Source organism: Streptomyces albidicamelliae (assembly GCF_025642175.1).
In the GTDB taxonomy this organism is placed as follows: Bacteria; Actinomycetota; Actinomycetes; order Streptomycetales; family Streptomycetaceae; genus Streptomyces; species Streptomyces albidocamelliae.
This window is the reverse complement of sequence record NZ_CP106795.1, coordinates 212,214-236,921: the sequence shown is the minus strand read 5'-3', so window position 1 is coordinate 236,921 and position 24,708 is coordinate 212,214. Positions and strand designations below refer to the sequence as shown.

The following is a 24,708-nucleotide window of genomic DNA, read 5'->3' as shown; positions in this document are numbered from 1 at the left end:
CACCGGCGGCATTCTGGCGGGCCGTCAGCATGCCGCCTCCAGCCGCACTGCGGAGGACTCCGGCAGGCCGTGGCCCACTTCGGCGGAAGCGAGTTCACGCCCGGCCTGATGGGCGCGGAGGGTGAAGACGCCCGCACCTCGGCCGGCCCGTTCCGCCGTGATCGACACCGGCACATCCGGCTCGCAGAACGCGGTGAACGTCACGTTGAGCAGCGTCGCGCCGCTCGCGCCGGGCCGACCGTCCGCCGAGGCGACCCGGGCGGCCTGCCGGAACGCCTCCACGAGTGTCATGCCCGGTACGTGGTCGGAGTCGTGGTCGAACAGCACGGGTTGTGCGCGGTCGAGCCGAAGCCACCAGACATGAGCCGCTGATGCGTCGGCTGCGAGGAGCACGTCCCGCTCGGCGAGCTGGCCGACGCGAGCCGGCGGAAGGGGCACGCAGGACGGTGCCGTACGTGGCCCCGCCTCTCCCGGCCCCTGCCCTCCGCGCCGACGCAACAGGGCATAGCGGCGGGGCTCCATCGGCTCCCAGCGAACCCGTGCCCGCCCGACGGAGCGGTGCCGCACCACGACGTCCGCGTCCAGTTCCAGGCGCAGTCGCGGGCCCCCGGCGGGCTTGCGGCAGACGACGTCCAGTCCGACGGCCAAGTACTCCTCATCGACCGGCGGAAGTGCTTCGAACAGTTCGACGGAGATCCCGCTCAGCACGAACGGCACCCCGTGCGCCACACCGAAGAAGCGGTGCGACAGATAGATCGCGGTCTGCCGAGCGGTCTCGGCCAGCAGAACCGGATCGGCGGCGGGGCCGCCGTGGTGAGCGAGATAGTGGTCCCGGCGCCATGAGGCCCCGACCGCGAACCGCTCGTCACCGAGCCGTTCCGCGTCCGTCAGCAACACCTCGGCCGCGGCCGTCTTGTGGACGGTCTCCCGCGGGACAGAGCGGTCGAATCCCAGCCTTTGCCAGTGGCGCTCCGGCCCCGGTCGGCCGATGCTCATCCCTGATCCAGACATGGCGTGCACGCGCACAAACCTCCCCCTGGCCACCGTACGGATCGCGCCGGTATCGTCCCGACGCGCACGGCGACTCCCGAAGAAATATACCTTCAGGAAGGTATATTGCAGGGATTATTTTGCGCCACCGGGCACGGCCGAGCGTGACCGCACACAGCAGGACCGAGACCTACAGAGGATGCCCCTCATGCCAGAGCCGCACGTCAACGCCTTCGCCCCGAGAAGAACTCCGACCAGGAGGGGGCCCGACCCCAAACAGGAGCGCTCGGTCCTCACCCGCCTCCGGGTCCTGCGAGGAGCCGCGGAACTCTTCACCGAGCGCGGGTACCGCCAGACGTCGGTCAAGGACGTGGCCGACCGGGTCGAGATGACCAAGGGGGCCGTGTACTTCCACTACCCGACCAAGGAGGCCCTGGCGCTGGCCATCGTGGACGAGCACTACGCTCGTTGGCCGAAAATCCTTGATGAGGTCAACAAGGAGGGACTCGGCCCCGTGGATACCGCGGCCCGCATGCTGGAGCGTGCCGCGGTCGCGTTCCAGGACGATGTGATCGTGCAGGCCGGCGCCCGGCTGCAGCTCGAACGCCCGCAGATCGACGCCGAATTGCCCACTCCCTACGTCGACTGGATTTCGCTCCTGGAGTCGCTGCTCGTGTCCGCCCGGGAGGCGGGCGAACTCCGTCCCGGGGTCGATCCGGGCCCGGCCGCGCGCTCCCTGGTCTCGGCGTTCTTCGGTTCCCAGCACGTGTCCGACGTCCTGAGCGGCCGCGCGGACGTGGTGCGGCGCTGGCGCGACCTGGGCGATCTGCTCTTCCGGGCGATCCGGGCCGACTGAGCACGCGACGGCCCGACCACGCACAGCACGCTCCCGGGGGTTGGTGCACCACCGCCGTCCAGCGGTGCACCACGCCCCGGGAGCGTGCAGTTCCTCCGGGCCCGTCAGGCGGGGTCCGTGACCTGACGCCTGGTGGCTCGGACCACCAGGCCGCCGATGACGGCGAGACCCATGAGCACGGCACCGAAGATCGTGGCGCCACTGGTCAGGCCCACGGCGTCACTGAGGTAGCCCGCGGACACGGGCAGGATGCCGGCCGGGATGTAACCGCCCACGTTGAGCGCGGCGTTGGCCTCGGCAAGACGCTGCGTGGGCACACTCGAGTTGAGCAGCGACAGTCCGCCGAGCTGGCCCATGCCCTGGCCGGCGCCGGCGAGCAACGCGGAGATGATGAGGACGGCGACCGCCGAGGTGTGCACGGCGATGATCAGCATGATCATGCTCAGCGTGGTGCTGACCGCACCCGCCGTGAGGATGGTGCGGCGGCGCAGCCCCTGGACCGCGAACTGCACTCCGGTGGCGGCGAGGAACATCACGAACGCCATGGCACCGGCGACGATCCGGTTCGTGGTGTCCAGCAGGCCGGACAGCAGCGAGGGGCCCAGCGAGAGCACGAAGGACGTGGCGGTGATGCCCGGCGCGAACACCGCGATACCGAGAGCGAGTTGACGGCCGTTGCCACGCGGTACGCCCGGTACCCGCACCCAGCTGCCCTTGGCGCGCGTCGCGGGACGGCGCACCGGCATCCGCAGCACGCAGAGCACCGCCGTGACCAGGAGCACGGCCTCGACGACGAACACGGTGACGGTCGGCGCGGGCGCCAGCTCGGAGAGCAGCCCGGCCAGCAGCGGGCCGAGCCCGGCACCGAACACCATGGCGCAGGAGGCGAGGAGTGCGGCGATCCGCTTGCGCTCGGGTCCGGCGACGTCGGTCACCGCGGCCATGCCGGCCGAGACGACGGCGCCGACCGCGATCCCGGTGAACAGCCGCGCCACGATCAGCGCGGCCACGCTGGTGGCGGTCGCGAAGATGAGGCAGGCGGCCAGCCCGAGCGTCAACGCCGGGAGCAGCACGGGCTTGCGGCCGACCCGGTCGGAAACCACCCCGGACACCAGCAGCGAGCCGAGCAGCCCCACGATGTAGAAGGCGAACACCACGGTCAGCGTTCCCTTGGAGAAGCCGATGTCGCGCTGCCAGAGCACGTACAGCGGCGTCGCCGCGTTCGAGAGTACGAACACGGCCGTGACCGGCCATGCGGCCAGCCATACCCACCACAGCGGTGCCGCGGGCCTGCCGGCCACCGCCTCGGCGGTGCCGGTACGTCGCCCCCCATCGATGGCCTGCACGGATGTGGTCCGGGTCTCGGACATGACTGCTCCTCCCGATCGCTCCTGCCGCATCTCAGCAGTACGAGTTGAGTCGAACTTAGCATGCAGTACGATGAGACTCGTACATAGGAATCGCGTTATGAGGAGTTGCCTATGCCTGCGACCAGGGCCGCCGCACCCGCCATCAAGGTGCTCCCCGAGCCGGCCGAACTGCCCGCGCCACTGCCGGAGCCCGGTGTCGGCGAGCTGCGTCTGGAGACCGTTCTCGGCGCGCTCAGCGATCCTCTGCGCCTGACGATCGTCCGCAAACTCCTCCTGGAGTCCGAGGACTTCGACCACTCCTGCGGCTGGTTCGGGTTCGACCGGCCCAAGTCGTCGCTCACCCACCACTTCAAAGCGCTGCGGGAGGCGGGAGTCACGCGTCAGCGCCAGTACGGCCTCGAACGCCGCAGCCATGTGCGCATCGACGACCTCGACGCCCGGTTCCCCGGCCTTCTCGACCTGGTGGCGGCCTGGACTCCGCAGGCTTGACGCCTGCCAGGCAATGCCGCGCGACCTTCCCGGGTGCGCGGACCGCACGGTGTGTGCGCGTGCGGGGCCGCCGGCCCCGTGCCGCGGCGAAAGCCGTCAGGCGCCCGCGGCGGCACCGCCCGGGCCGGCCGCCGCCAGCGCTTCCGCCGCCACCCGCCGCAACGCCCGGTACGTGGCCCAGCGTTCTTTCCCGCCGGCCAGGTGGGCCACGGCACGCCCCACCCATTCCGGGTCACCGAGGAGGTGCGGCTTTCCCTCGTCGATGAGCTGCCGCAGCAGGTACTCCAGCCGTAGGGCGTCCAGTGCCCGGTACGGGCGCGCATGCTGGTCGAAGCGCAGCAGGTCGTTCTCGTACGGGTGACGCAGCGTCATGTGCATCCAGCCGCCGTCGCGGGAGGCGACCGCCCCCCTCAACGTGTAGATGCCCCTGCTGCTCGTGTTCCAGGAGTGCTTGCCCCAGGTGATCCCGATGCCGGTCATGATCCTGGACCAGGGGACGGACCGTCCCTCGGAGTCCGGCTCGTGCTGGTGCAGCCCGTCCGGGCGGAACTCCACCCAGTGGGTGCCCGGGCGCGTGGCGTCCCCGACTCCCCAGTGGCCGTCGGTCAGTTCCAGCGGTCCCAAATGTGTACGGCCTTCCCCCATACGGTCATTGAACCATGTGCCCTATGCCCCGTTCTTCCGGCTGTGCCACGGTCTTTGGTCAAGAGCTGGATCCCGTACGTATCCCGTTGCGGAAAGACGCTGGAGAGCGGGGCGCGGACCGCCCTACGGTGACGCCATGACCCATCACCCGCAAGCACCTGTAGCGCCCGTCGAGGCGTACGAACCCCCTTACTACGCAGCGGTCTTCACCACGGTGCGGACCCAGGAGCAGAGCGGCTACAGCGAGACCAACGCCCGCATGGAGGACCTGGTGAAGGACATCCCGGGGTTCCTGGGCGCGGATCACGCGCAGACCCCCGGCGGGCTCGGCATCACCGTCGCGTACTTCCGGGACGCCGACGCCCTCACGGAGTGGCGGACCAATGCCGAGCACCGGGCGGCGCAGAAGCGCGGGCAGGCCGAGTGGTACGAGACCTACACGCTTCATGTGGCGAGAGTGGAGCGTAGCCACGGGTTCAAGCGCGCCTAGGGTCTGTCGTTTGGATCAGGCCGGTCTGGCCCACGGTGCCTTGTCTGCCGACCCGAGCGGGGCGTGGTGCGTGCAGCTGCAAGGCGGAGGAGGGCGGCGACGCGGAGCGTCGACAACCGACGACAACGCCGCAGATGCGCGTGCCACGCCCCGCGACGCCGGCGTGATCCAAACGACAGGCCCTAGGTGGTGTGCGCTTTCCGGGCCCTCCGGAAGGCGGGCGGATCAGCGCAGGCCGGCGAAGAGGTCGTTCTCGGGTACGGCCGCGCCGGTGGAGTCCTGTACGCGCACGAAGGTCTCGACGCCCATCAGCTCGGTGAACCTTTCCTTGCCCATCCTGAGGAAGAAGATGTTCTCGCCCTGGCTGGCGTGCGCGGCCAGGGCGTCGAACTTCTGGCCGCCGAAGGCCGCGGTGTCCACCCAGGTGGTGATCTCCTCGTCCGGGAGTCCGATCTCGGCCAGCGCGGCGGCCTCGTCGGCATCCGGCTCCTGCCAGTCCCCACCGAACTCACGCATGGTCTCACCGAACTGCTGCATCTTCGAGCGCGGCGCCGTCGTCCAGTACACCTTCGGCGTCGGCTCGGTCATCGCCAGCGCCGCCATGGTGATGCGGTTCGCCTGGATGTGGTCGGGGTGACCGTAGAAGCCGTTCTCGTCGTAGGTGACGACCACATCGGGCCGGTAACGGCGCATGAGTTCCGCGAGTCGTGCGGCACCCTCTTCCACAGGCGTCCGCCAGAAGGAACCGGGGGCGTCATTGGTCGCCCAGCCCATCATCCCGGAGTCTGCGTAGTCCAGCGTCTCCAGGTGACTGATCTTCAGGATGGCGCAGCTCTCCTCGAGTTCCTGACGGCGCATCGAGGCGACGGCTGCCGGGTCGTGCCCGGGGTCGCCCGGCTTCACACCCCCCGGTCCGTCTCCGCACCCGCCGTCGGTACACGTCACGAGTACCGTGCGGATGCCTTCCGCCGCGTAACATGCGAGGACGCCTCCTGTTCCCGTGGCCTCGTCGTCGGGGTGGGCGTGCACGGCCATGAGCGTCAAGGGCCGGTCGTTCATGAAACAGTCCTCCTGTGGGAAGGGGCCGCCGCCGGAGTCCAGGGGCGGGCGCAAGAACAGTCCCGTCGATTATCGGGTGACCACGGTGTCGGCCGGGGGGCGGGTGTGGACGGACGGTCCTGTGGTCCCTTCGCACCGTGTCCGTGTCCGTGTCCGTGTCCGTGTTCGGGCAGGCCTCGGCTGCTACCCACGGGCTCGGGCAGCGTGTCAGCTGCGAATCCGGTAGCGGACCACGACGGCACGGCTGAAGTTCGCGTCGCCGTGGGCGCCGAGTTCGATCTGGCCGGCCGCCCATACCTCGTCCGTACCGGGGACTGGGGTGATCTCGTTGAGCCACAGCTTCTGTTTGCGGTCGACGGCGGTGACTCTTCCGGTGACGCCGGGAACGTACGGAGGACGGCCGATCTTGTGGGTACGGCCGACGCCGTCGCGCATCTTCCTGGCGCTCAACACCGCCGCGGGCGGGTGCTCGTCGCCCTGGGGGACGCGCCAGCGGGAGCCGTCGTGGAGCAGGGTGAAAGGCCGCTGATCGGCGGGGTGGTAGTCGCCGTCCTCGGAAGGTTCCGGTTCGGTGCCGGCGTAGCCCGTCGCCCACACCTCGTCGGCGGAGACGACGGTAGTGCCGGTGATGAGTGAGCTGAAGTCGTATCCGTCGGTCAGGGTGAGATCCGTCGGGATCGGCACACGTTGCCATCGCGTTCCGTCCCAGCGGGCCGAGGCCGGCTGCTGGGACGCGGGGGCGTCCGGGTTGGCCGGCGGCTCGGTTCCGGGCTTGGGCTCGCTGCCGACGGCCCACACGACGGTGCCGTCCGGATCGGTGACGAGGCGCTGGGCTTCGAAGGGCAGCGTGCTACGCGTCCAAGTGCGGCCGGTCCAGTGCCAGGCGGTCCTGCCGGAGCCGGAAGCCCACACATCCGCGGGGCCCAGCACGAGCACGCCCGCGATGCCGCGCTCGCCGTCGGGCAGCGGGACGACATGCCAGGCGGTTCCGTCGAAGCGTGCGACGAAGGACGTGTTGGCCGAACCAGGTCCGTGGGAGACCGACGCGGTGAGCCAGACCTCGCCTGACGGACGGGACGTCAGCGAGACCCTCTCCATCCGCCCGTCGGCGGCCTCGGTCACTTCCCTCGGCAGCGCGTAGGGCTGCCACTTGGATCCGTCGTAGTGCAGCAGTGCCTGCACCGAGCCGGCACCCTGGCGAAAGGCCCAGGCGTCCTTGGGGGAGACCACGGCGATGTCGGCCACATCGGTGCCGTACTCGAACTCGTCGGACACATAGGCATACGTCCAGCCTCCCGGCGCCCCCTGTCCGGCGCGGCTGCCGGAATCCTTCGCCAGAGGCTCAGCCTGCCGCGGAACGCCCGCCCCGCAACCGGCGACCAGGACGAGGACCAGTCCGGCGAACATGCGTCGAGCGGTACGCGGCAGATGCATCGCCGGATCGTACATGAGTACGACCACCGCGAGGCAGGCTTGGCTGGTGGCGCTGACCGGCGCAACTCGAATCAGCCCCAAGGCGGCACCGGCTCGCATGCCGGGCCGGGGCGGGCCCTTGAAAGGTCGGAGCCTGTGCCGGTGTCGTCCGGATCGACGTGGGTCGGGTTCACGCTGGAGCATCGGCCGGGGCGAAGGTCGCGCCCCGGCCGACGGTCCTCGTGTCAGGTGCCGATCCGTGGCAGGAGCGAGAAGATCCTGCTGCCGTTCCTCGCGATCAGCACGTCCTCGTACTGCAGGAGTTGGGGCGTGTCCGTGATGCCGGGCCTGGGCTTGCCGGTGTCCACGTGTCCGCTCCACAGCTGCTTACCGGTGCGCAGGTCGAGGCCCGACATGTCTCCGGCCGGGTTGAGGAAGTACACGACTCCCTGCCTAGCCGACCCCACGGGAGACGCGATAGAGGTCATCGCCTTCTTGTCGGGCATCGTGACGCCCACCGGCGCGGTCCACTCAGTCCTTCCGGAGGACAACGAGTAGGCGGAAGCCCGGCCCTTCATGGACACGGAGATCAGACGATCCCCGACGACGGCCAAGCCGGCCATGTGTCCCTTGACCTGCCCGGGCAGTGAGTTCCGCTTCCCGGAGCCGGTGAGAGTGGTCAGTCGAAGGTGGTCACCGGTCGTGTCCTGGGCTCCGATCAGGACCATCCGCCCCTCAGAGGTCCCGATCGGCTGCTGCCTGCCGGGAAGGGTCGTCACCTTGTGGACCTTCCCGGTGGCGGGGTCGAGACGGAAGACGTCGGTGTCGTGCACTTCCTCCGTGTCCGGCGCGCACAGGAGGTAGGGCACACCGCTCAGCACGGTCCGCTCACATACGACGCCCTTCGCCCAGGTGTAGTGCCACTTCTCCTTACCGGTCAGCGGATCGAGCGCCGACATCGAACGCACTGACGGAGTGTTCGCCCACACCGCTCCGTCTATGAGCATGGCGGCCTGGTCGGTGCGGTCGTCCTGCGGCATCTCGACCGTCCAGAGCCGCTTGCCGGTGCCGGCGTCCACGGCCATCACATCGGTTCCGCCGGCGTAGTCCCCGTCGGGCAGGTTCTTCGCGGTGTGGTTGCGGTACGCGTAGACCACGCCGTCGCGCACCCCGAAGGGGCGGTCGATACCGTCACCCTCGCGATTGACCTTCACCGTCCACAGCCGCTTGCCGGTGTTCGCGTCGATCTTCGCGACGTCGTACGTGGACCCGCTGCAGTACAGCGCGGAACCGTCCGCCAGACAACCCCGCTCGCTGGCTCCCGCAAGGCCGCTCTGCCACGGCTTCCAGCCCTCCGGTGCCACCGCCGACTGCACAGGCCGGCCGCGGTCGGCCACCCCTCCGTCACCGAGGCCGAGCATCGCGCCCGCCGCGACCGCGACGACGGCCACCGCAGCCCCGGCGGCCTGCGAGAAACGACGCCGGCTGCGCCGCCGTACGACCTGATGCGCGAGGTCTCCCGGCGCCCGCACCTGGTCCAGGGCGACCGCCCGCAGAGTCTCCCGGACCTTCTCCTCCACCCGCTCCGTCGTCATGTCTGCATCTCCTTCGCCGTGTAGCCGAGCGGCAGTTGCTGTTCCCCGGGCCCGCCCGGGTCGAGGTCCGGTACGAGCGCCCGGAGCTTCGCCAGTGAGCGGTGTGCGGTGCTGCGCACCGTGCCGACCGGGCAACCCAGGAGTGCCGCGACCTCGGCCTCCGGCAGGTCCTCGAAGTAGCGCAGTACGACCACGGCTCGCTGCCGCTTCGACAGACGGCCGAGCGCCGCCCACAACGCGACCCGCAGCTCCAGGTCCGCCCCGGCGCCCTCCTCCCCGCCGGACTCGGGCAGCACCGGCACCGTGACCTCGGCATGGTGCCTGCGCAGCCGCCAGCGGTTGACCTGCTGGCGGTACATGATCTGGCGGACGTACGCCTCGGGCTGCTCGATGCGCGCCCAACGCCCGTACGCCTTCATCAGCGCGATCTGCAGCAGATCCTCCGCGGCGTGCCGATCCCCGCCGGTGAGCAGCACCGCGAGCCGCAGCAGCGCCGTGGAGCGCATCGCCACGAATTCCCGGTACTCATCCTGTCTCGAGGCCTCCATCGACCCTCCCCTTCTGTACGACCGCTACGACGTGGTGCGTCAGCCGTGACTATCCCTGCCACATGCGAGTTCGTGTGTTCCTACCAAGTCGGGGTCGTCGAACGGGCGATCAGGCGCCCCGCGACGACCACACAGGCGGCGGCGGTTGGGTCGGCGACGCCAGTGGCATGCCGTGCGTCGCTCTGATCGACCTCCCAAGGCTCGCGCCTGGGATTCTTTCGCGATCGCGGGCATTCTCCTTCGAAGGCTAGTTGGGGGAGGGGGGTGACCCTTGTTTCGCGGCTCGCGTCCACCGCGGGAGGAACCCGTCTGGTCCGCCAGGGAGCTATGTCCCTATTGCGTAGATATTCTGTGAAGCGTGATCGAATCTGGAGGGCCGCGGCTGCGTCGTCGCCACGGCCTGGGCAGGTTCGTACGGATGTCGCCGGTTCTTCTGACCGTCGTGATCGCCGGCCTGGCGTACGCCACCCCGCCGGAGGTGGCATTCAGTCGCCTGCTGCCCGCGGCGCCGGCCCTCGCCGCCGCCATGTGGCCGGTGCTCCCCACCGTTCTGCTGGGGACGGTCTGCCTTCTGCTGATGATCGGTCTCAGCTTCGTGTTCCCCGGTCTGAACGCGTGGTGGACGTCCGCGGGGATCGTCGCGGTCACCGTGGCGGCCGCGTACGGAAGCCATGTCAGGCTGCAGCGGGAGCGGACCCTCATGCAGGTGCGGCTCGTCGCCGACGCGGCACAGCAGGTGGTGCTGAGTCCGATGCCGCGTCGCTGCGGGAGCATCGAGATCGAGTCGCTGTATCTCGCGGCCGCGGCGGAGGCGCGTATCGGCGGGGACTTCTACGAGGCCGTGGACACGCGATTCGGGGTCAGGCTGCTCATCGGTGACGTGCGCGGCAAGGGCCTGCCGGCGGTCGGGGCGGCCGCGGCGATCGTCAACGCCTTCCGCGAAGCAGCCCACGACGAGGCCGAACTGGTCGCCATCGCGCGGCGGCTGGACGCCAGCAGCATCCGGTACAACGCCGCGTTTCCCCCCGAGGGGACGATGGAGCGCTTCGCCACCGCCCTCCTCGTCGAGATCCCGCACGAGGGCGGGCGCATCGATATCCTGAACTGCGGGCACCCCCCGCCACTGCTCCTGAACCGGCGGGAACTCCGTTCCCTCGAACCCACGGCCCCCTCGCCCCTGCTCAACCTCGCGGGGCTGATCGGTGATCACTACAACGTCGACAGCTTCGACTTCATACCGGGTGACCTGTTGTTTCTCTACACCGACGGGATCGTCGAGACCCGTGCCGGCGACGGGGCGTTCTTCCCGCTGGCGGCGTGGATGCGCCGACAGCCGCCGACGGCGCCGCACGATCTGCTCACGGCCCTGCACCGCGACCTCGTCCGCTACAGCCGAGGACGCCTCGACGACGACATCGCGGCCCTCGCGGTGCGCCTGTGCGAACCCTGAGGCCGGCCGCGCGGTGGCCATGGCTCCGGAACGGGCTCACGGCTGCTCGTCCTGGTCCTCACCCTTTGGCCTGGAGTCTGTGTTAGTGTCATGCGTTTGCGTGGTCGTCGCGGTGGCGATTCTGCTGTTCGGTTCCGCTCGTGCGTAGCTGTTCGATCCTGCCGGGCCTTCCTCGGTACGTTCCTCTGCGGAAGGCTGTTCATGAAGCATCCCGATGGCTCAGGCATCGCCCACGGCGGTCCCGCCCGGCCCGGCGCCACGGCCCCGGCCGTCTCCTTCGCCGACCTGGACCTGCCGGTGGAGGTGCTGCGGACACTGAGCGGACTCGGGGTGCGCGAACCCTTCCCCATCCAGGCCGCCACCCTGCCCGACGCCCTGAAGGGGCGCGACGTCCTGGGACGCGGGCGTACCGGATCGGGCAAGACGCTCGCCTTCGGCCTGCCGCTGCTCACACGGACGGCCGGGCGGCGCGCCGAACCGAAGCAGCCTCTCGCCCTGATCCTCGTGCCCACCCGTGAGCTGGCCCAGCAGGTCACCGAGGCGCTGGCAACGTATGCGGAGGCACTGCGGCTGCGGATGGCCACGGTCGTCGGCGGCATGTCGATCGGCCGGCAGATCGCCGCGCTGCGCGAAGGAGCCGAGGTGGTCGTCGCCACCCCCGGACGCCTGCACGACCTGATCGAACGCAACGCCTGCCGCCTCGGACGGGTACGGATCACCGTCCTGGACGAGGCCGACCAGATGTGTGACCTGGGGTTCCTGCCCCAGGTCGTCGACGTGCTCGACCAGGTGCACCCCGACGGACAGCGGATGCTGTTCTCGGCCACCCTGGACCGCGACGTCGATCAACTGGTCCGCGACTACCTCCGTGACCCCGTCGTCCACTCGGTCGACCCGTCCGCGGGCGCGGTCTCCACGATGCGGCACCACGTCCTGGTCGTCCACGGCCCCGACCGCTGGGCCGTCACCACGGAGATCGCCGCCCGCGACGGCCGCGTGCTGCTGTTCCTCGACACCAAGCACGCCGTCGACCAGCTCACCCGGCATCTGCGGGCCAACGGGGTGCACGCCGGGGCCCTGCACAGCGGCAAGTCCCAGCCGCAGCGCACACGGACCCTCGCGCAGTTCAAGGACGGCCAGATCAGCGTCCTGGTGGCGACCAACGTCGCGGCCCGTGGCCTGCACGTCGACGACCTCGACCTGGTGGTCAACGTCGACCCGCCCACCGACCCCAAGGACTACGTGCACCGGGCAGGTCGCACCGCCCGCGCGGGGGAGACCGGCAGCGTGGTCACGCTCGTGCTCGCGGGCCAGCGCCGCGAGACGAGCCGCGTGATGGCGGAGGCCGGCGTCGAGCCGACCGTCACCAAGGTGCGCAGCGGCGAGGCGGAGCTGAGCCGGATCACCGGCGCCAAGGTTCCCTCCGGGACCCCGCTCGACGGCGGGGCCGCCGTCCCCCGCCAGAAGAACACCAACACTCCCTTCCGCGGCCTCGGCACCAGCAAGGACACCTCCCGCGGCGCCGGCGGCAAGTCCCGGAAGGCCGGCGAGGCCCGCAAGCTCGCCGAGGCCCGCAGGGCCGCCCAGGTGCGCCGCAACGGCTGAGAGCGGTTGCCCCAGGTTGCCCCGTCAGCTGAAGCTCCCCGGCCACCGGCTCGCGGATACCCGGACCGGCCTCACGACCGTCCCGCGCCCCCGCGCCCCCGCGCCCCCGAGCCCCGGGGCGAACGCTCCGGGCAGGGAGGGGATTTCCGCTGATACGGCGCGAGATGATGTTGCACGGCCCCGCGCCGTGCCCGGCATGACAAGCTGTGCCTGTCCACCCCCGAGCCCAGGAGGTCACCATGACCGCAGAGCCCGTCTCCACCGAAGGTTCGGAGCCGGCCGACCCGGAGACATCACCCCTGGCGCCGGACAGCGACGGCAACTACGACCTCAAGCGCAAGTTCCGCGAGGCCCTGGCGCGCAAGCGCGGTGCCCAGGCGGACGCCGCCGACGCCGCCGCCAACCCCAACGCGTCGAAGGTGCGTGCGGCGCACGGCCCGGCCGCCAGCCAGCGGTCGTTCCGGCGCAAGAGCGGCGGCTGAGCCCGACCGGTTCGGGATCCGCACGCCTCACCGGCACATTCGCTGGCCACTCGCCCGCAACGCGCGTCCCCGGGTGCGCGTTGCGGGCGAGGCGCACCCGGGCAGCTCGCCGCCAGGAGCGGCCCGGTCGGCGCGCCCCGGTCACGCCGCCGCGCCGGCGTCACGCTCAGGGCGTCCTGCCGCCGACGTCGCACGGGGCCGGCACGCAGTCGGCGGCGGCCCCCCGATGCGGCACGGCTCCCGCCGACCGTTCCCAAGCGCCCGAGCGGCTCATGCGTCGACGGGCACGCCAGGGCCGGGGACGTTGCGGAAGCGGAACGGCTCCGGTTCGCGACCGGGCTGGATGAACCAGCACTCGCCCGTGCCGTCACCGGTGAGGATCCGCACCACCGTGTCCGCGACGGTCTCGGCCGGGATGACCGGCATACCCTGCTCGGAGAGCATGCCGCGCAGGGGGTCGATGATCCGCGATTCGGCGAACCCGGGGCAGACCGCGTTGAAACGCACGTTCTCCGGCGCCAGAGCCGGCCCCAGGGAGCGGGCGAGTCCCACCACCGCGTGCTTGTTGGCCGCGTACAGGGGATCGAGCGGTACGGCCGCGAGACCGGCCAGGGACGCGGTCGCCACGATCGATCCTCCGCCGCGGGCCCGCAGCGCCGGCAGGACCGCGTGGGTACCGAAGACCACACCGTCGAGGTTGGCCCCCATCGCCCGCCGGTAGAGCGCGGGGGAGAAGTCCTCGCCGACGCCGCATCCGGTCGCCACGCCCGCGTTGAGCAGCGCGATGTCGACACCGCCGTACGTCTCCCGGGTGAACTCCACCAGGGCGTGGTTGGCGTCGAGGTCGGAGACGTCGCAGGCGCGGAAGTGGCCGCCGACCAGGTCGGCCACCTCCCGGCCGCCCCGCGCGTCGAGATCCGCGACGACCACGCGGGCCCCTGACTCCGCCAGCCTCAGCGCCGTGGCCCGGCCCAGCCCGCTGGCGGCGCCGGTGACGATCGCCACCTTCCCCCGAAGCGGGCTGTCGTCGTTCTGTTCGCGCCGCGGGGCGGCGACGCCCTCCGCGCCGGTCACGCCAGCTCCAGCACGAGCTTGCCGACGTTCTCGCCGCGGAAGAGCATCTGCAACGTCTCGGGGAAGTCGTCCACGGTGCCCCGCACCACATGTTCCTTGACCTTGATGCGGCCGTCGCCGATCCACGCGGAGATCTCCCGCGCGGCCTCCGCGTAGCGCTTGGCGTAGTCGAAGACGACGAAGCCCTCCATCCGGGCACGGCGCACCAGCAGCGAGAGGTAGTTGGAGGGCCCCTTCACGGGTGTGGCGTTGTTGTACTGGCTGATCGCGCCGCAGACCACGACGCGCGCGTGCATCGCCAGCCGGGTCAGCGCGGCGTCGAGGACGTCCCCTCCGACGTTGTCGAAGTAGACGTCGATGCCGTCGGGCGCGTGCTCACGCAGCGCCTTCCGGACGTCGTCGGCCCGGTAGTCGATCGCCGCGTCGAATCCGAGTTCGCCGGTGAGCAGCGCGCACTTCTCCGGTCCTCCCGCGATGCCCACGACCCGGCAGCCCTTGGCCTTCGCGATCTGTCCGACGATGGTGCCGACCGCACCGGCGGCCCCGGACACCACGACCGTCTCGCCGTCCTTCAGCGCGCCGACGTCCAGCAGACCGAAGTAGGCGGTCATGCCGGGCATGCCCAGCGCTCCCAGATACGTCGAGGGCGGGGCGAGTGAGGTGTCGACCTTCATCGCGCCCCGGCCGTCGGAGACCACGTACTCCTGGACGCCGAACGTGCCGACCACGTGATCACCCGGCTGGAAGTCCGGGTGGTCGGACGCGGTGACCTCGACGACCGACCCGGCGCGCATCACCTCTCCGATGCCCACGGGCGGCAGGTAGGAGGGCCGGTCGTCCAGCCAGCCGCGCATGGCCGGGTCGAGGGAGATGGCAAGCGTCCGCCCGGTGAACCGGCCCGGGCCCGGATCCTCGACGGGTTCGCTGCGGTGCTCCCAGTCCTCGGGCTTCACTTCGCCCACGGGGCGGGCTGCCAGACGGATCTGCCGGTTGGTCGCGGTCATCGCGCCTCCTGTCGTTGGCCGTTCCCCGCGACCATACCGACCAGTAGGTCGGTCCGTGGGAGTGATCTTCCCCACAAGTCGGCCGCGCACGCCAGGAGCTACGGTCCCGGGGGCGAGGACAGCCACCCGTCGAACGCTCACCGCTTCGACCTCGAAACGTGACACTCGCCAGCCTTATCAGGCATTCCAACCAGTCGGTATCGTGCGCCGTCACCATCGAGCTTCACCGCCGACCTCCCACGCACCCGAGCCGCACCGGAAGGCCTTGCGATGACATTTCCCGACGACAGCACGTACCCGTACCCGCCCCCGGCGGGTACGGGTTGGCCGCGGCCGCAGGCCGAGCCCCCCGCCCGTGACCCCTGGGGCGCATCCTCCGGGTGGCAGGCGCCGTACGGGCCCGGCGTTCCGCAGGACAACGCGTACACCTACGACGTCCACCGGCCCGACCCCTACGGGCAGACGCCCCGGCACCGGCCGTCCGCGTCCGGGGCGGACCGGCACGGCGGCGACCTCGACGCCCTGCGGTCCGCCTACCGCGTGCTCCGCCGCGTCTCCACGCTCACCGCGCTCGGTTCCTTCGTGGTGTACGTGCTGCTGTCCTGCTGGGCGCCGGACCTGATGGGGGCCGAGATCACCCATGATCTGAGCCTGGGCATGGCCCTGGGGGTCCTGCAGCTCGTCGTCACCTTCGCGGCGGTCCTCTGGTACGGCCGCAGCGCCGAACGCTCCGTGGACCCGCTCGCGCGGGCCGTGCGCGAGCGGGCGGTCCCCCGGACCGACCTGGAAGGCGGGGCGGCGAGATGAACGACTTCGGCACGGGGACGCAGACCGTCGTCCTCATCCTCTTCACCACCCTGGTGACCCTCACCCTGCTGATGTGCGTGCTGGCGGGCTCGGACCGTGACGACCTGACGGACTTCTACACCGGCTACCGCTCGCTCACGCCCCTCAAGAACGGCCTGGCGATCGCCGGCGACTACATCTCGGCGGCCACGGTGCTGAGCACCACCGGCATCATCGCGCTCGCCGGTTACGACGGTTACGTCCTGGCGGTCAGCACCGCCCTCTCGCTGGTGCTGCTGATGTTCCTGCTGGCCGAACCGCTGCGCAACGTCGGCAGTTTCACCATGGGCGACGTCCTGGCCCGCAACATGCCCGGGCGTGCGACCCGTATCGCCTCCTGCGCGGTGACGCTCAGCGCGACCCTTCCCTTCCTGGTCGTGCAGCTCTCCGGAGCCGGATCACTGCTCACCTTCATCCTGGGCCTCCCGCACGTGGCCGGCGCCAGGACGACGTGCATCGTCCTCGTCGGCAGCCTGATGATCATCTACGCGGCCCTCGGCGGCATCAAGGGAACCGCGCTCATCCAGATGATCAAGATCGTGCTCCTGCTCGGCACCAGCGCGGCCGTCGCCGTCCTCGTCCTCAACCGCTTCGACTGGAACCCCGAGGCGGTGCTCCGGGCCGCCCGGCAGGGCAGCGGAGCGGGCCCCGCCTTCTTCCAGCAGGGCCTTCAACTGGGCACCTCGGCCGTCGACCGGCTGGACTTCGCCAGTCTCCAGATCACCGTGATCCTCGGCGCGGCCTGCCTGCCCCACATCACGATGCGTCTGTACTCCGCGCGGGACGTGCCGGCCGTTCGCCGCTCCATGTCGTGGGCGGTCGGTACGGTCACCACGTTCTGCCTGCTGGTGATCATCATGGGTACGGGCGCGGCGGCGCTGGTGGGTTCGCGGTTCATCACCGCGGCCGACCCGCACGGAAGGGCGTCGGTGCTCATGCTGTCCCGGGCGCTCGGCGACGGCCCCGGTTCCGTGGGCACCACGGTTCTCTACGCGGCCATGGCGGGCACGGTGTTCATCACCCTGCTCTCCTCGGTCGCCGGAATGACCCTGGCCGCGGCCTCGTCGCTCGCCCACGACCTGTTCGCCCACGCCGTACGGCGGGGACGGGCCGCGCCCCGTACGGAGATGACGGTGGCGGCGTGGACGAGCGTGGCCGTGGGCATCGCCGCCATCGCGCTCTCCGTCCTGGTCCAGAACTGGGACGTCGCCGTGCTGACCACGCTGGCCATCTGCATCGGGGCGTCGGCCGTGGCCCCCGCGCTGACGTACTCACTCTTCTGGCGCGGCTTCACGCGCACGGGCCTGCTCGCGAGCCTGTACGGCGGCGCGGCCTGTGCGCTGGTGCTGATGGCCTTCTCCAAAGCCGTCTCCGGGACACCGGCCGCGGTCTTCCCGCACGCGGACTTCCATTGGTTCCCGATGCAGTCCACCGGACTCGTCTCCGTCCCGTTCGGCTATCTGGCGGGCTGGCTGGGCAGCCGTCTGGAGCACCGGCGCCGCGCCGCCCACAGCCAGGAGAGCCGGCGCCTGTACGAGGAGAGCGAGGCACGGCTGCTCGCCGCGGCCGAATGACCACAGCGGTGCGGGCGGACTGCGCAGACGGCCTCGGAACCGCCGCCGCGGTCCGCCCGCCCCTGAGCACCGGCGGACCCGGCACACCCGTGGCCGGGCTGTGCCGGGACACCACCCACCCGGCCCGCGACGGTCCTCGGGGACCGCGCCGCCGGCTCACTTCGTCAGCGGGCCGAACTCCTCGCGGGTGTCCACCGGCTTGCCGAACAGCTGCCACCGCTCGCCCTTGAACCGCATCAGCTGCATCGTCTCCAGCGGGAAGGCGTCGCCGTGGCCGGTGGACATGGTGACGCCGGGCAGCAGCATCCCCACCCGCACGTCCTTCAGGTTCCGCACCGCGTCCCGCAGCCCCTCCCTCGTAGGGCACTTCATCGAGTCCAGCGCCTTGTGCAGACTGGAGGCGACGGCCCAGCCGTAGGCGTTGAACTGATTGTCCGGGTCGGTGTCGGGGGCGTACTCGTGCAGCGCCTCCTTGTACGTCTTCACGTCCGGGTCGTCCGCCCACTGCGGATCGGCCGGGTCCTTGAAGTAGGTCGCGGAGACCACGCCCTGCACGTTCTTGAAGCCGACGGGCTTGAGCACCGCGGCGGACGACGCCACGTTGTTCACGATGTGCAGCGGGTTCCACCCGGTGTTCCTGGCGTCGGCGGCGAGGGCCTGGCTGCCGAACTTGGGGGTGGTGACGTCCAGCAGCACGTCCGCCTTCGAGCGGGACAGGCTCGCCATCTGCGCCGACACGGACGGGTCGGTCACCTCGTAGCTCTCCCTCGCGACCACCTTCACACCGCTGCCGGCGACCGCCTTCTCGAACCCGCCGAGCAGGTCCTTGCCGAAGTCGTCGTTCTGGTAGAGGACCGCCACCCTGGCCTTCGGCTTGGTGTCCTTGAGGTACTTGGCGTACACCCGCGCCTCGGCCACGTAGTTGGGCTGCCACCCGATGGTCCAGGGATGCCTGGCGTCCGTGCCCCAGACGGAGGCACCCGTGGCGACGAAGGGCTGCGGCACCTTCTGCTTGTCGAGGTAGTCCCACACGGCCGCCGTCGACGGGGTGCCCAGCGTCTGGAAGACCGCGAAGACCTTCTCCCGCTCGACGAGTCTGCGGGCCTCCTCGACCGCCTTCGGCGGCTGGTAGCCGTCGTCCCGGACGATGAACCGCACCTTGCGGCCGGCTATGCCGCCCTTGTCGTTGACGTACTGGAAGTAGGCGCCGACCCCTTTGCTGATCGTGCCGTACGCGGAAGCGGGTCCCGACAGCGGGTAGATCCCGCCCAGTTTGATCGTGTCGTCGGTGATGCCGGTGGTCTGCTGACCCTTGCAGGCACCGCCGGCGGCGGTGTCCCGGTCCGCCTCGTCCCGTCTGCTGCTGCAGGCGGTCATGGTGAGCAGGGCGGCGGTCGCGGCCGCGGCCGCCCGCAGAGCGGTCGTCTTGCGCATGTGATTCATTCCTTTTCCGTGCGGGGCGGAGCGCCCACGGGTTCGGCGTCGGCAACTGAGGGATCGGCAGCGGGAAGGGGCGCGGAGGCCGCGGATCCGGTCCGGGACCTCGGTTCCGCCTCCGTCGCGGGGTCGGCCTCCGGCGTCCCGTCGGGCGGGCCGGCGGTGCGGAGCGGGCGACGGGTTACCGCACTCAGGACGCGGACCGGAAGACCGGCCAGCCCGGTCGGGGCCACGAACATCACCGTGATGATCAGCAACCCGAACACCACGCCCGGCGCGGCCTCGCTGATGTCCTGCGAGAGGCTCGGCACGTACATCACGAACGCTCCGCCCAGCAGAGGCCCGTACAGCGAACCGAGTCCGCCGACCACCAGAGCGGCGAGCAGGGTGATCGACAGGACGAAGCCGAAGGAGTCGGGCGAGACGAAGCCGATCACCCACGTGTACAGGCACCCGGCGACCCCCGCGAACATCGAACTCCACGCGAAGGCCAGGGTCTTGTGCAGCGACAGCCGCACGCCCATGACCTCGGCGGCGCTCTCGTTGTCCCGCACGGCGCGCAGTGCCCGCCCGACCCGGGACCCCAGCAGGTTGCGGGCGAGCAGCAGGGCCACCGCGGCGACGGCGAGGACGACGAAGTACGTCCACTGGTCCTCGGCCAGCCCGCTCCACGCGGGCGGCTCCAGCTTGCTCACCGTCAGGCCCATGGAACCGCCCGTCACCGGTTCGAGCCGCTTGAGCAGGGGCGGCAGGAACACCGCGAACGACAGGGTGACCAGGGCCAGGTGCAGCCCGCGCAGTCGCAGGGCGGGCACGCCGAACCCGAGGCCCAGCAGGAAGCATCCGGCGGCCGCCACCGGCAGCGTGGCCAGGTGGCCGGTGCCGTACCGGTCGAGCATGACCGCCGCCGTGTAGGCCCCCGCGGCGAAGAAGGCGCCGTGCCCGAGCGAGATCTGCCCGCCGAAGCCGACCAGCAGGTTCAGACCGGCCAGCGCCACCGCGTACAGGAGCACCATGGTCAACTGGAAGACCTGGAACGGGGCCAGGTAGAACGGCGCGTAGACGACGACCGCCGCCACGACCGCCGTGATGAGCGCGGCCCGCAGCCGCCGGGCCCGTTCGGTGCCGAATGCCTCTGAGATCGTGCTCATGCCCGCTCCACCGCCGCCCGTCCGAACAGGCCCTCGGGCCGCACCAGCAGGACCGCCAGAATGATCACCAAGGGGACGCCCACCTTCAGATCGGCGCCGACCACGTCGACGTACGCCCCGGTCAGCGTCTCGGCGACGCCCACGGACAATCCGCCGACGACCGCACCGACGGGGCTGTCGAAACCACCGAGGGTGGCCGCGGCGAACGCGTAGATCAGCACCCCGCCCATCATGTTGGGCTCCAGGAACAGCACCGGGGCGACGAGCACGCCCGACACCGCGCCGACCGTCGCGGCCAGCCCCCAGCCGAGCATCAGCACCCGGCCCACCCGGATGCCCGACAGCCGGGCGGAGACCGGGTTGCAGGCGACCGCCCGCATGACCAGGCCGGCGGAGGTGTGCTGGAACAGCCCGTACAGCAGCCCCATCACGACGGCCACCACGCCGAGGATCCCGAGCGTCGACCAGTCCAGCCGCACGCCCGCCAGATCGATCCCGCCGTCGGGGAACGGCTGCGGGAAGTCCTTCACCGTGAACGACCACACCAGGCCGGCCAGAGCGTTGACGAACACGAACAGACCGACCGTGACGATGACCACCGTCAGCTCGGGCGCCCCCCGCACGGGGCGGATGACGATCCGCTCGACCAGCATGCCACCGGCGAACGACACCGCGAGGGTCACCGGCAGCGCCAGCCAGAACGGCATACCGGACGCGACCAGTTGCCAGGCGACGTACGTCGAGAGCATGGCCAGCTCGCCCTGCGCGAAGTTCACGATCCCCGTGAACCGGTGGATCAGCACCAGGGCCAGCGCGAGGCTGGCGTACACGGCCCCGGAGCCCAGCCCTTCCACCACTTGCTGGAGAAGATCGGTCACCGACCTCACCCGGCCTTCCGCGCGCCGACGGTGACACCGAGGTACACCTCGGCGACCTGCCCGTCCTCGCGGATCCGTGCGGCCGGCCCGGACAGCACCAGGCGGCCGGCCTCCAGTACGTGCGCCCGGTGCGCGATGCCCAGCGCGAGACGGGCGTTCTGCTCGACGACGACCACGGTGGTGCGTTCCTCCTCGTTGACGGCACGGACGATCTCGAACAACTCACGGGTGACCAGCGGCGCGAGCCCGAGGGACGGCTCGTCGAGGATCAGCAGCACGGGCCGCAGCATCAGCGCCCGGCCGACGGCGAGCATCTGCTGCTCCCCGCCGCTGAGGCTGCCGGCCGCCTGCCGCGACCGCTGACGCAGTCTGGGGAAGTGGCCGTAGATCCGCTCCAGGTCGGCCGCCACGGCCGCGCGTTCGGCGCGGCCCCGCCACCGGGAGCCGGTACGCAGGTGGGCGCCGATGCGCAGGTTCTCCTCGACCGTCAGGTCGTTGAAGGTGCCCCGGCCCTCGGGGACGTGCGCCACGCCGAGCCTGGCGGCCTGCTCGGGCGAGCGGCCCAGCAGCTCTGTGCCGTTCAGGGTGACCGAGCCACGGCCGCGGACCATTCCGCACAGCGCCCGCAGCATCGTGGTCTTGCCCGCGCCGTTCGGTCCGAGGACCGCGCACACCTCCCCACGGGCGACGGAGAAGTCGAGGCCCTGCAACACGCGGGCCTGGCCGTATCCGGCGTGCAGGCCGCTGACCTTCAGGAAGTCCGGCTCCGCGGCCGCCGGGGACTCGGCGGGACCGACGGCGGGCCCGCTCATGCGGCGACCCCCAGGTACGCCTCGACGACCGCCGGGTCGCGCTGGATCGCCTCCGGCGGCCCTTCGGCGATCTTGCGGCCGAAATCGAGACAGACCACCTTGTCGCACAGACCCATCACGAACCCCATGTGGTGTTCGACCACGACGAGCGTGAGGTCGAACTCCCGGCGCACCGACCGGACCAGATCCGCGAATTGTCCGACCTCACCGTGGCTGAGGCCGTTGACGGGTTCGTCCAGCAACAGCAGCCGGGGCCGCACGGCGAGCGCCCGCGCGAGCTCGACCCGTTTGAGAGTGCCGAACGGCAGTCCCGACGCCGGGTGCTCAGCGATGTCCGCCAGGCCGAGCCGGTGCAGCAAGTCGTCCGCCTGGTCACGCAGTTCCCTCTCCTCCCGCCGGACGCGGGGCAGCCGGAGTGCCGCGGCGAGGTGTCCGGTGCGCCCCCGGCTGTGGGCGCCGACCATGACGTTCTCCCGGACCGTGAGCCGCGGGAACAGGCCCAGGTTCTGGAAGGTGCGGGCGATGCCACGCCGGGCCACGGCGTGCGGAGCGAGGGCCAGCAGGTCCTCGTCCTCGAACCGCGCCTGTCCACCGACGGGAGTGCAGCGCCTGGTCAGGCAGTTGAACAACGTGGTCTTGCCGGCCCCGTTCGGTCCGATGAGCCCCACGGCGGTACCCGGCTCGACGGTGAACCCGACACCGTCCAGTGCCGTGATCCCGCCGAAGCGCACGGTGATACCGTCGACAGCGAGCATGGGTGACGCCCCTTCCGAGGTGCTGGGAGTTGGGCGAGCGTCACAGTAGGTGGGGGCTCTCCAGGCGCACATTGGGTGTGAGCACCCAACTTCCCGGCCTCCGGACTGTGCGCCGCGCACAGGTGATGGCAGACGTCTCACCCCGGGACTGTTGACGCGGCACGAGGCGGACGACGACGATCGGCGCCATGCCTCGCGGTCCCGCCCTGGGCACCCCCCGACTCTCCGAGCCGCTCCTGCGGGAGCGGTGGCGGATCCTGCACGCCGTCCACGACCGGGTCGAGGAGGTGGCGGAGACCGCCGTCGAGGTGATGCGCGCGGAGATCCCGTCGTACGCCCTGCAGGACGAGCCCTTCTTCGACGACGTGCGCGAGCAGGTGCTGGAGCACTACCGGATGCAGCTGGCGGCGCTCGCAGGTGACCGCGACATCGCGGCCGAGGACCTGGTCTTCAGCCGCGCGGCAGCGATGCGCCGGGCCCGCGCCGGGTTCGCCCTGGAGGACTGGATCAGCGCCTTCCGCGTCGGTCGGCAGGTGATGTGGGACGCGTTGCTTGACTGCGCGGGTACGTCAGCCGAGGCCCAGCAGGCCGCTCTGTCGCTCGTCACCCCGCTGATGCGCTACGTCGACTACGCCAGCACCCACGCCGCGCAGGCCTACGTCGAGTACCAGCAGCACGTGGTGGCGGACGCGGACCGCGAGCGCAGGGATCTCCTGGACCAGCTCCTGGCGGGCGTGGCACCGACGCGCGGTCCGCTCCTGGCCGCGGCCCAGGCGTACGGCCTCGGACCGCGCTCCCCGATGATGGCGGTCGTGGCGGTGTGCGTGGGCGACACACGCACGGGCGACCACGCCTCGGCCGAGAACGGCTATGCCACCAGCGCGTCGATCAGTGTCGCGGGGCCCTGGGCCGGCCGGACACTGGTCGTCGTGCGCCACGGTGAGGTGGTGGCCGTACCCGTGCTCCGGGCCGGCATGGACGCGGACGACGTATGCGCCCACTTCGAGGCCGTGCAGCAGCGGCTCGCGCGCCAGGGCACCATGCTCTGCATGGGCATCAGCACGGTCGCCCGCGGCGCCGCCGAACTGCCCCGGGCCTACGAGGAGGCGCGGGCCGCCCTCGACCTGGTGCCGACCACGGGCGGGGTGGCCGCGCTGCCGCGCCTGTCGCCCTTCGACTACCTGGCTCTGCGCGCCGACGACCTCGCGCGCCAACTGGTCGATCCCCGCGTACGGGCGCTCCTGGAGGAGGACCGCGAACGCGGCGACACCCTGGCCACCACCATCCGGGCCTTCGCGGAGGCGGACCTCAACCTGCGGCTGGCCGCCGGCCGGCTGCGGGTGCACCACAACACGGCGCACTACCGGCTGCGCCGGATCGAGGAGCGCACCGGCCGCAATCCGCGCCGGATCGCCGACCTCCTGGAACTGCTGGTCGCCCTCGCCATCCGTGACGGGGCCGGGGAGAGCGAGGAGTGCCCGTGAGCGGGATCATGGAGTCCGCGGGGACCGAGGCGGCACGTCAACTGCCGGGCGGCTGCGGCGATACGGGGGGCGCCGGGCAGGACCGGTCGACGCGGCACGCGCTTCTGGACGCCGCCCTGGACGTCTTCACCGAACGCGGTTACACCGACGCCGGCCTCACCGAGATCGCGGCGCGCTCCGGCATCCCGGTGGGCACCCTCTTCCAGCACTACGGCGGAAAGCGCGGGCTCTACCTCACCCTCTGGGAGGAGTTCCGGGAGGAACAGGAGCACCGGACCGCGGCCACACTGGCCGCCGAACGCAGCGGTGGTACGACCGACCCCATCGCCCTCTTCGTGGCGGGAGCCAGGGCGTACCTGGAGGGCGCCTGGGACAACAGGAAGCTCGGCAGACTCTTCGCAGACGACGACGGCCCCGCCGGCTTCGACGCGCTGCGCCGCCAGTGGGACCGCGCGTGGGTACGGCGCAACGCCCGGCTGTTGGAGGTGGACGAGCGGCGACGCGCCGGCCGCGTCCGGGTGAGCGTGCTGACGACCGTCATCGGCGGAGCGGCCCGTGAACTGGGCGACTGCGGCGACGAGACGGAGGCCCGGGAGATCGTGGACGAGGTGTGCGGCATCCTCATCCACCTGTCCGCACGGGCCGGCTGAGGCCGCCGGAGGCAGTGGTCCGTCAGCCACCGGCCTCACCGGTGCTGCTGG

Annotated in this window: 24 protein-coding genes; 10 read left to right on the top strand and 14 right to left on the bottom strand. The window is 71.1% G+C overall.

From position 1 onward, the window contains the following. Positions 1–24: 24 nt before the first annotated feature. Positions 25–996 carry a ScbA/BarX family gamma-butyrolactone biosynthesis protein gene (locus tag N8I86_RS01135; protein WP_263276794.1) on the bottom strand — a complete coding sequence of 324 codons (972 nt, stop codon included), beginning with the start codon at positions 994–996 and terminating at the stop codon, positions 25–27. A 202-nt stretch (positions 997–1,198) separates the two neighbouring features. Between N8I86_RS01135 and N8I86_RS01130 the strand changes: the two genes are divergently transcribed. Further along, positions 1,199–1,846, top strand: coding sequence for a ScbR family autoregulator-binding transcription factor (locus tag N8I86_RS01130; protein WP_123439345.1), 648 nt, complete (start codon positions 1,199–1,201; stop codon positions 1,844–1,846). A 104-nt stretch (positions 1,847–1,950) separates the two neighbouring features. Here the strand turns inward: N8I86_RS01130 and N8I86_RS01125 are convergent, their stop codons facing one another. Then, entirely contained in the window at positions 1,951–3,216 is a 1,266-nt protein-coding gene (locus N8I86_RS01125; RefSeq protein ID WP_073896373.1) for an MFS transporter, read from the bottom strand. Between the two features lie 111 nt (positions 3,217–3,327). On the opposite strand from N8I86_RS01125, the gene N8I86_RS01120 reads away from it, so the two are divergent. Continuing rightward, positions 3,328–3,705, top strand: a complete 378-nt coding sequence (locus N8I86_RS01120) for an ArsR/SmtB family transcription factor (RefSeq protein WP_263276793.1) — start codon at positions 3,328–3,330, stop codon at positions 3,703–3,705. Between the two features lie 96 nt (positions 3,706–3,801). Here the strand turns inward: N8I86_RS01120 and N8I86_RS01115 are convergent, their stop codons facing one another. Then, complete coding sequence (locus N8I86_RS01115) at positions 3,802–4,350, bottom strand: hypothetical protein (protein ID WP_263276792.1); 549 nt, start codon at positions 4,348–4,350, stop codon at positions 3,802–3,804. 136 nt (positions 4,351–4,486) lie between these two features. Here N8I86_RS01115 and N8I86_RS01110 point away from each other — a divergent pair, with 136 nt between their 5' ends. Continuing rightward, complete coding sequence (locus N8I86_RS01110) at positions 4,487–4,840, top strand: antibiotic biosynthesis monooxygenase family protein (protein ID WP_263276791.1); 354 nt, start codon at positions 4,487–4,489, stop codon at positions 4,838–4,840. 225 nt (positions 4,841–5,065) lie between these two features. On the opposite strand, the gene N8I86_RS01105 is transcribed toward N8I86_RS01110, so the two are convergent. From N8I86_RS01105 to N8I86_RS01090, 4 genes are all read right to left on the bottom strand, one after another. Continuing rightward, positions 5,066–5,899 carry a PIG-L family deacetylase gene (locus N8I86_RS01105; protein ID WP_263276790.1) on the bottom strand — a complete coding sequence of 278 codons (834 nt, stop codon included), beginning with the start codon at positions 5,897–5,899 and terminating at the stop codon, positions 5,066–5,068. 207 nt (positions 5,900–6,106) lie between these two features. Beyond that, a complete protein-coding gene (locus N8I86_RS01100) occupies positions 6,107–7,333 on the bottom strand; it encodes a hypothetical protein (RefSeq protein WP_263276789.1) in 1,227 nt (408 codons plus the stop codon). Positions 7,334–7,557: 224 nt separating this feature from the next. After that, complete coding sequence (locus tag N8I86_RS01095; protein WP_263276788.1) at positions 7,558–8,907, bottom strand: PQQ-like beta-propeller repeat protein; 1,350 nt, start codon at positions 8,905–8,907, stop codon at positions 7,558–7,560. Continuing rightward, positions 8,904–9,455, bottom strand: a complete 552-nt coding sequence (locus tag N8I86_RS01090; protein WP_073896393.1) for a SigE family RNA polymerase sigma factor — start codon at positions 9,453–9,455, stop codon at positions 8,904–8,906. The genes N8I86_RS01095 and N8I86_RS01090 overlap by 4 nt, the downstream gene beginning before the upstream one ends. A 418-nt stretch (positions 9,456–9,873) precedes the next feature. On the opposite strand from N8I86_RS01090, the gene N8I86_RS01085 reads away from it, so the two are divergent. The 3 genes from N8I86_RS01085 (at position 9,874) to N8I86_RS01075 (ending at position 12,992) form a co-directional block, all read left to right on the top strand. Continuing rightward, a complete protein-coding gene (locus tag N8I86_RS01085; RefSeq protein WP_263276787.1) occupies positions 9,874–10,905 on the top strand; it encodes a PP2C family protein-serine/threonine phosphatase in 1,032 nt (343 codons plus the stop codon). Positions 10,906–11,106: 201 nt separating this feature from the next. Further along, complete coding sequence (locus tag N8I86_RS01080; protein WP_263276786.1) at positions 11,107–12,510, top strand: DEAD/DEAH box helicase; 1,404 nt, start codon at positions 11,107–11,109, stop codon at positions 12,508–12,510. Between the two features lie 239 nt (positions 12,511–12,749). Next, positions 12,750–12,992 carry a DUF5302 domain-containing protein gene (locus N8I86_RS01075; RefSeq protein ID WP_073896402.1) on the top strand — a complete coding sequence of 81 codons (243 nt, stop codon included), beginning with the start codon at positions 12,750–12,752 and terminating at the stop codon, positions 12,990–12,992. 270 nt (positions 12,993–13,262) lie between these two features. On the opposite strand, the gene N8I86_RS01070 is transcribed toward N8I86_RS01075, so the two are convergent. Both N8I86_RS01070 and N8I86_RS01065 read right to left on the bottom strand, forming a co-directional pair. Next, positions 13,263–14,066, bottom strand: a complete 804-nt coding sequence (locus N8I86_RS01070; RefSeq protein WP_263276785.1) for an SDR family NAD(P)-dependent oxidoreductase — start codon at positions 14,064–14,066, stop codon at positions 13,263–13,265. Continuing rightward, a complete protein-coding gene (locus tag N8I86_RS01065; protein ID WP_185091522.1) occupies positions 14,063–15,070 on the bottom strand; it encodes an NADP-dependent oxidoreductase in 1,008 nt (335 codons plus the stop codon). Before N8I86_RS01065 ends, N8I86_RS01070 begins: the two co-directional genes overlap by 4 nt. A gap of 270 nt (positions 15,071–15,340) precedes the next feature. On the opposite strand from N8I86_RS01065, the gene N8I86_RS01060 reads away from it, so the two are divergent. Continuing rightward, the gene (locus N8I86_RS01060; RefSeq protein ID WP_263276784.1) at positions 15,341–15,877 is read left to right on the top strand and encodes a DUF485 domain-containing protein; all 537 of its coding nucleotides are present in this window, start codon (positions 15,341–15,343) and stop codon (positions 15,875–15,877) included. Then, on the top strand, positions 15,874–17,490 hold the full coding sequence (locus N8I86_RS01055) for a sodium/solute symporter (RefSeq protein WP_263276783.1): 1,617 nt from the start codon (positions 15,874–15,876) through the stop codon (positions 17,488–17,490). The genes N8I86_RS01060 and N8I86_RS01055 overlap by 4 nt, the downstream gene beginning before the upstream one ends. Positions 17,491–17,646: 156 nt before the next feature. On the opposite strand, the gene N8I86_RS01050 is transcribed toward N8I86_RS01055, so the two are convergent. Genes N8I86_RS01050 through N8I86_RS01030 form a run of 5 tightly spaced genes read right to left on the bottom strand, consistent with a single transcriptional unit; the run spans position 17,647 to position 22,523 of the window. After that, positions 17,647–18,924: an ABC transporter substrate-binding protein gene (locus tag N8I86_RS01050; protein ID WP_263276782.1), complete on the bottom strand. Its 1,278-nt coding sequence runs from the start codon at positions 18,922–18,924 to the stop codon at positions 17,647–17,649. 5 nt (positions 18,925–18,929) lie between these two features. Further along, entirely contained in the window at positions 18,930–20,078 is a 1,149-nt protein-coding gene (locus N8I86_RS01045; protein ID WP_263276781.1) for a branched-chain amino acid ABC transporter permease, read from the bottom strand. Beyond that, positions 20,075–20,956: a branched-chain amino acid ABC transporter permease gene (locus N8I86_RS01040; RefSeq protein WP_073896863.1), complete on the bottom strand. Its 882-nt coding sequence runs from the start codon at positions 20,954–20,956 to the stop codon at positions 20,075–20,077. Before N8I86_RS01040 ends, N8I86_RS01045 begins: the two co-directional genes overlap by 4 nt. A gap of 5 nt (positions 20,957–20,961) precedes the next feature. Continuing rightward, complete coding sequence (locus N8I86_RS01035) at positions 20,962–21,768, bottom strand: ABC transporter ATP-binding protein (protein WP_263276780.1); 807 nt, start codon at positions 21,766–21,768, stop codon at positions 20,962–20,964. Further along, positions 21,765–22,523 carry an ABC transporter ATP-binding protein gene (locus N8I86_RS01030; protein WP_073896447.1) on the bottom strand — a complete coding sequence of 253 codons (759 nt, stop codon included), beginning with the start codon at positions 22,521–22,523 and terminating at the stop codon, positions 21,765–21,767. The genes N8I86_RS01035 and N8I86_RS01030 overlap by 4 nt, the downstream gene beginning before the upstream one ends. A gap of 188 nt (positions 22,524–22,711) precedes the next feature. Here N8I86_RS01030 and N8I86_RS01025 point away from each other — a divergent pair, with 188 nt between their 5' ends. After that, on the top strand, positions 22,712–24,007 hold the full coding sequence (locus N8I86_RS01025) for a PucR family transcriptional regulator (protein ID WP_073896450.1): 1,296 nt from the start codon (positions 22,712–22,714) through the stop codon (positions 24,005–24,007). Then, positions 24,004–24,657 carry a TetR/AcrR family transcriptional regulator gene (locus N8I86_RS01020; protein WP_263276779.1) on the top strand — a complete coding sequence of 218 codons (654 nt, stop codon included), beginning with the start codon at positions 24,004–24,006 and terminating at the stop codon, positions 24,655–24,657. Before N8I86_RS01025 ends, N8I86_RS01020 begins: the two co-directional genes overlap by 4 nt. Positions 24,658–24,708 lie beyond the last annotated feature (51 nt).

Coding starts and splice junctions, on each gene's coding strand:
- N8I86_RS01135 (WP_263276794.1), bottom strand. CDS start 996: ATGAGCATCGGCCGACCGGGGCCGGAGCGCCACTGGCAAAGGCTGGGA.
- N8I86_RS01130 (WP_123439345.1), top strand. CDS start 1,199: ATGCCAGAGCCGCACGTCAACGCCTTCGCCCCGAGAAGAACTCCGACC.
- N8I86_RS01125 (WP_073896373.1), bottom strand. CDS start 3,216: ATGTCCGAGACCCGGACCACATCCGTGCAGGCCATCGATGGGGGGCGA.
- N8I86_RS01120 (WP_263276793.1), top strand. CDS start 3,328: ATGCCTGCGACCAGGGCCGCCGCACCCGCCATCAAGGTGCTCCCCGAG.
- N8I86_RS01115 (WP_263276792.1), bottom strand. CDS start 4,350: ATGGGGGAAGGCCGTACACATTTGGGACCGCTGGAACTGACCGACGGC.
- N8I86_RS01110 (WP_263276791.1), top strand. CDS start 4,487: ATGACCCATCACCCGCAAGCACCTGTAGCGCCCGTCGAGGCGTACGAA.
- N8I86_RS01105 (WP_263276790.1), bottom strand. CDS start 5,899: ATGAACGACCGGCCCTTGACGCTCATGGCCGTGCACGCCCACCCCGAC.
- N8I86_RS01100 (WP_263276789.1), bottom strand. CDS start 7,333: ATGCATCTGCCGCGTACCGCTCGACGCATGTTCGCCGGACTGGTCCTC.
- N8I86_RS01095 (WP_263276788.1), bottom strand. CDS start 8,907: ATGACGACGGAGCGGGTGGAGGAGAAGGTCCGGGAGACTCTGCGGGCG.
- N8I86_RS01090 (WP_073896393.1), bottom strand. CDS start 9,455: ATGGAGGCCTCGAGACAGGATGAGTACCGGGAATTCGTGGCGATGCGC.
- N8I86_RS01085 (WP_263276787.1), top strand. CDS start 9,874: ATGTCGCCGGTTCTTCTGACCGTCGTGATCGCCGGCCTGGCGTACGCC.
- N8I86_RS01080 (WP_263276786.1), top strand. CDS start 11,107: ATGAAGCATCCCGATGGCTCAGGCATCGCCCACGGCGGTCCCGCCCGG.
- N8I86_RS01075 (WP_073896402.1), top strand. CDS start 12,750: ATGACCGCAGAGCCCGTCTCCACCGAAGGTTCGGAGCCGGCCGACCCG.
- N8I86_RS01065 (WP_185091522.1), bottom strand. CDS start 15,070: ATGACCGCGACCAACCGGCAGATCCGTCTGGCAGCCCGCCCCGTGGGC.
- N8I86_RS01060 (WP_263276784.1), top strand. CDS start 15,341: ATGACATTTCCCGACGACAGCACGTACCCGTACCCGCCCCCGGCGGGT.
- N8I86_RS01055 (WP_263276783.1), top strand. CDS start 15,874: ATGAACGACTTCGGCACGGGGACGCAGACCGTCGTCCTCATCCTCTTC.
- N8I86_RS01050 (WP_263276782.1), bottom strand. CDS start 18,924: ATGCGCAAGACGACCGCTCTGCGGGCGGCCGCGGCCGCGACCGCCGCC.
- N8I86_RS01045 (WP_263276781.1), bottom strand. CDS start 20,078: ATGAGCACGATCTCAGAGGCATTCGGCACCGAACGGGCCCGGCGGCTG.
- N8I86_RS01035 (WP_263276780.1), bottom strand. CDS start 21,768: ATGAGCGGGCCCGCCGTCGGTCCCGCCGAGTCCCCGGCGGCCGCGGAG.
- N8I86_RS01030 (WP_073896447.1), bottom strand. CDS start 22,523: ATGCTCGCTGTCGACGGTATCACCGTGCGCTTCGGCGGGATCACGGCA.
- N8I86_RS01025 (WP_073896450.1), top strand. CDS start 22,712: ATGCCTCGCGGTCCCGCCCTGGGCACCCCCCGACTCTCCGAGCCGCTC.